Source organism: Stenotrophomonas sp. HMWF023 (genome assembly GCF_003060985.1).
GTDB classification, from domain to species: domain Bacteria; phylum Pseudomonadota; class Gammaproteobacteria; order Xanthomonadales; family Xanthomonadaceae; genus Stenotrophomonas; species Stenotrophomonas lactitubi.
Genome location: NZ_QAIJ01000309.1, coordinates 20,159 through 24,216, shown reverse-complemented (window position 1 = coordinate 24,216; position 4,058 = coordinate 20,159). Strand labels below are relative to the sequence as shown.

The following is a 4,058-nucleotide window of genomic DNA, read 5'->3' as shown; positions in this document are numbered from 1 at the left end:
GCTCATGCAGGTGGTCGTGCAGCAGCGGCAGGAAGCTGGTGAAGCGGGCCTGCATGTCCAGTGCGCTCCAGCCAAGGTCGGCAGCGATGCCGCTGTCGGTGGCCAGCGTGCGCAGGCGCGCGGCGGTGGCGTCGCGTACCGGGCCTTCATCCAGTTGCTGCAGTTCGTGCACCACGGCGTGCAGGTCGCGCAGTTCGTCGTACAGGCCGGATGGGGCGAAGGCCGGTGTCTGGTGGCTGACCACCACCGCGCGGCCACGGCGCTTGGCCTGGATGGCCTCGCCCACGTTGTCCTGGATGTACGGGTAGAACACCGGCAGGTCACCCACCGCCAGCCAGGGATAGTCGCCGGCCCAAAGGCCACGGTCCTTGCCTGGCGTCCACTCCTGCGTTCCGTGGGTACCGAAGTGGATCAGCGCATCGGCCTTCCACTGCGTGCGCAGGTAAAGGTAGGCCGCCAGGTAGTAGTGGCTGGGCACCGAGGCCATATCGTGGGTAGCCTGGCCGACCTCGCCTGCACGTGGTGGTTGCGGCATCAGCAGCAGATTGCCCATGCGCAGTCGTGGCAGCACGAACACCGCCTTCCCCTGTATGCGGCGCACTGCTGGATGATCGGCCGGGTCGCCCCATTGGCGGCGCAGCTCGTCGCGGCGGTTGGCGGGCAGGGTATCCAGCCAACGTGTGTAGTCAGCCACCGGCAGGGTGTCGGCCAGGCCCTGTGCCAACAGCGCGTCCAGGCGCTCGGGATGGTAGTAGCCGCTGAGCAGCGCCTGCAGCCGGTCAATCAGGGTTTTTTCGTCGGCCGCGTCCACCGTATAGCCCGACTGTGCAAGGCGTGGCAGCAGCGTTTCGATGCTGCGCGGTACGTTCAGGTGTGAAGCCGACAGGTTCTTCTCGCCATCGGGCGCGTTCCAGAACAGCAGCGCCAGCCGTTTGTCGGCGGCCGCGGTATGCCGCAGCGCGGCCAACCGCTGCAGTTTTGCGGCCAGCGCATCCACCTGCTCGGCAATCGGCAACAGTTCCCCCCGCGTGTTGGCCGAGACCACCATCGGGTCGCTCGCTCCCCATGCCTCCGGCACCGCCACGAACGTGGCCAGCATCGACATCGGTACGCCGCTGGCAGCATCGCGCCAGGCATCGGCATCGCCCTGGCGGTAGTTCAGGGCCTGCAGCACAGGTACATCCAGCGCCGCAAACTCAGCGGCGCGTGCAGTGCCGTTCTGCAGATGGGTCAGGTTGACCACTGCATCCACCGCGATCCCGCGCAGCGCCTGCTGCAGGGCATCGCCGGCGGCCGCATCGAACCACAGCCCGAACAGTGCCACCTTGCGTGCACGGCCGGCCTCGATCAACGCGTCCAGTACTTCGGTCTGCATGGTGCCGACCATGCTGCTCGAGATCAGTACCGCCACCTTCGGCCACGCGGCTTGACCCTCCTGCCGCCATTGCGCCTGCAGCGCTGCCGCGTCATCCAGCCACTGTCCGCCCCGGGTGCTGTAGCCGGCGGTCGGCATCACCTGTGGCGGTGGCACCGCGATTGCCTCCGCAGCGTCGTGCCAGCCGCGCAGGAACTGCGTCAGATGTTGGATGTTGGCTTCGCCACCGTTGCCGTAATAGCCGGCAATCTGACGGGCGACGTCGGCGGGCAGGCCATGGGACACCGGCGCACTACCGCCCACGCGCAACCAGGGCACCGGGGCGTCGCGCAGTGCTGCGTCCACCGCTGAGGTGACCTGCTCGACGTCATTGGGGCGCGGCGTGTCCAGCAGCACCAGATCGATGCCACGTGGCCAGTCGGCTGGCAGCGATGTTGCGGCGTCGACCACGCGGTGCTGGTAGCGAACTCCGTTCGGGCTACCGAGTGCATCAAGCCGGGCGATCCTGCCCGGCAGTACAAAGCTGCTGCTGACCACCTCCACCCGCAGTGCAGGCGCTGCTGCCGCAGCGTGCACCATCGGTGCGGCCATGCACAGCAGCAGTGCCAGCCACCCTCGCCATCCACGCATGCTCAGAAGCCCAGCTCGATGCCAGCGTGAACGTAGCGACCGGTTTCCGGATACGGATACAGCGCGCCGGTCTCATCCAGCCGCTTGTTGGCCAGGTTGTCCACGCCCGCCAGCACGCTCACCGTGCCGGTGACGCGCCAGCGCGCATCCAGCGACCACAGCCAATAGCCGGGCAGGGTGATCTGCGCAGTTCCGGCGGCCTGCTGCTGTGGGCCGATGTATTCGCCACGCACGGCCGCCTGCAACGGGCCGCGCTGCCAGTTCAGGGCGGCGGCACCGCTGCGGCGGGGCCGCTCCAGCAGCCACCGGTCAGTCTGGCGGTCGCGCGGGTCCAGCCAGCTCCAGTTCGCTTCGGCGGTCAGGTGCTCGCTGATCGGCGCCGTAGCTGCCAGCTCGATGCCACGGATCCGCGCACGCGCCACATTGGTGTAGTTGCGCAGCTCGCGGCCACGCACGCCGCAGGCGCGCACGCACGTGGTCTGGATCAGGTCCTTGAGGTCGTTCTGGAACGCGGTGGCCTGCAGCGACCAGCGGTCACGCTGCCACGCCGCCGACAGTTCGGCGCTGCTGTTCTGTTCCGGCTTCAGCTGTGGATTGCCGACGATGGTGAAGCGCCCACCGCCGCCCACCGCCGAGTACTCGGGCGACAGCTGTTTCAGGCTGGGCGCCTTGAACCCAGTGCCGATACCTCCCTTGATCGTGAATGCCTCATTGGCATGCCACACCGCGTACGCGCGCGGGCTGTGGTGCCAGCCGAATTCGGGATGGCGATCGCTGCGGTTGCCAACGACCAGCGACAGGCCGTCGTTGAGCTGGATCTCGTCCTGTACGAACACAGCGGTCTGGTCGGCCTGCAGATGGCCACTGCGCGCGCCCGAGGCGTCGTCCAGTTCCTGACGCCGCCATTCGCCACCCACGCTGACGCGGTGGTGTGTGCCGAGGGAGACGGTTGCACGTGCATCGACAATCTGGTCGGTCAGCTGCTGCGGGCGGCTCGCCTCGCCGCGGTCGCGGCGGTTGTCCCGGTCCAGCTCTGCACGATAGGCGCTGACCCGGGTCTGCCCCCACGCCCAGTCGCCCTGGTGCGACAGTGTCGTCTGCCGACGCTGGATGTCATCCAAGGTTTCATACACATACGGTGCGGTGCCGGCCTGCAGCGCATGGCGGCGGCGTTGTTCGTTCCCCTGCAGGTGCGACAGATCGATGCGCTGGCGCGCGTCCGGGGTCCACGTGAGCACCGCGCGGCCGGTGTTGGCGCGGCGGGCTTCCTGCTCGTCCAAGCGCTCGTCGGTGGGATCGCGTGTGGCGTCCTTCTGCCGGTGCTCGGCGAACACGCTCAGGCCCAGCACGCCGGGCACCAGTGCGCCGCCTGCGTAGAGGCCAGTCTGGGTGCTGTTGCCGCCGCGATCGCCGGCCACTACGCCGCCGTTGTAGATCAGGTTGCCCTGCCATTCATCGGTGGCGCGACGGCTGATCACATTGACCACGCCGCCCAGCGCCTCCGATCCGTACAGCGACGACATCGGCCCGCGCACCACTTCGATGCGTTCGATCGCCGCAGCCGGCAGCCAGCCCAGGTCGAAATCGGAATGGGCAATGGCGTCGGCCGAGGCACTCACGCGCTGGCCATCCAGCAGCACCAGGGTGTAGCCCGGGTCCATGCCGCGGATGCGGATGCCGCGACGGCCGAAGCCGACCCCGGCCACGGTCACGCCCGGGCTGCCACGCAGGGCATCGGCCAGGTCCAGCACCGGTCGCAGCTGGATCTGCTCGCGGGTGATCACGCTGATCGAGGCCGGCGCATCGCTGGCCAGGCGGTCAGTGGCGGTGGCGGTCACCACCACCGGGTCCAGTTGCGAGGGTGCCGCAGCGGCCACGGCCAGCGGCGGCGCCAAGGCAAGAAGCACGGCGCAGGACAGGCGGCCCGCATCGGGGAATCGGATCATGGGAAGGAGGTTTTAATGGTGACGATATAACATAACATCACTTTCACGCAGCCTTCATAGGCCGAAGGTCCTGCCATACCGTCATGGCCGGGGGTGCAGGATCGGCG

At 68.3% G+C, this 4,058-nt stretch carries 2 protein-coding genes; both read right to left on the bottom strand.

The genetic code is table 11. The annotated features are described in order from the left end of the window. Positions 1 to 2,005 (bottom strand): cobaltochelatase subunit CobN (locus tag DBR20_RS22395; RefSeq protein WP_219927830.1); only part of this gene is annotated, 2,005 nt, incomplete at its 3' end. Positions 2,006 to 2,007: 2 nt separating this feature from the next. Continuing rightward, a complete protein-coding gene (locus DBR20_RS18225) occupies positions 2,008 to 3,951 on the bottom strand; it encodes a TonB-dependent receptor (protein WP_108267475.1) in 1,944 nt (647 codons plus the stop codon). Positions 3,952 to 4,058 lie beyond the last annotated feature (107 nt).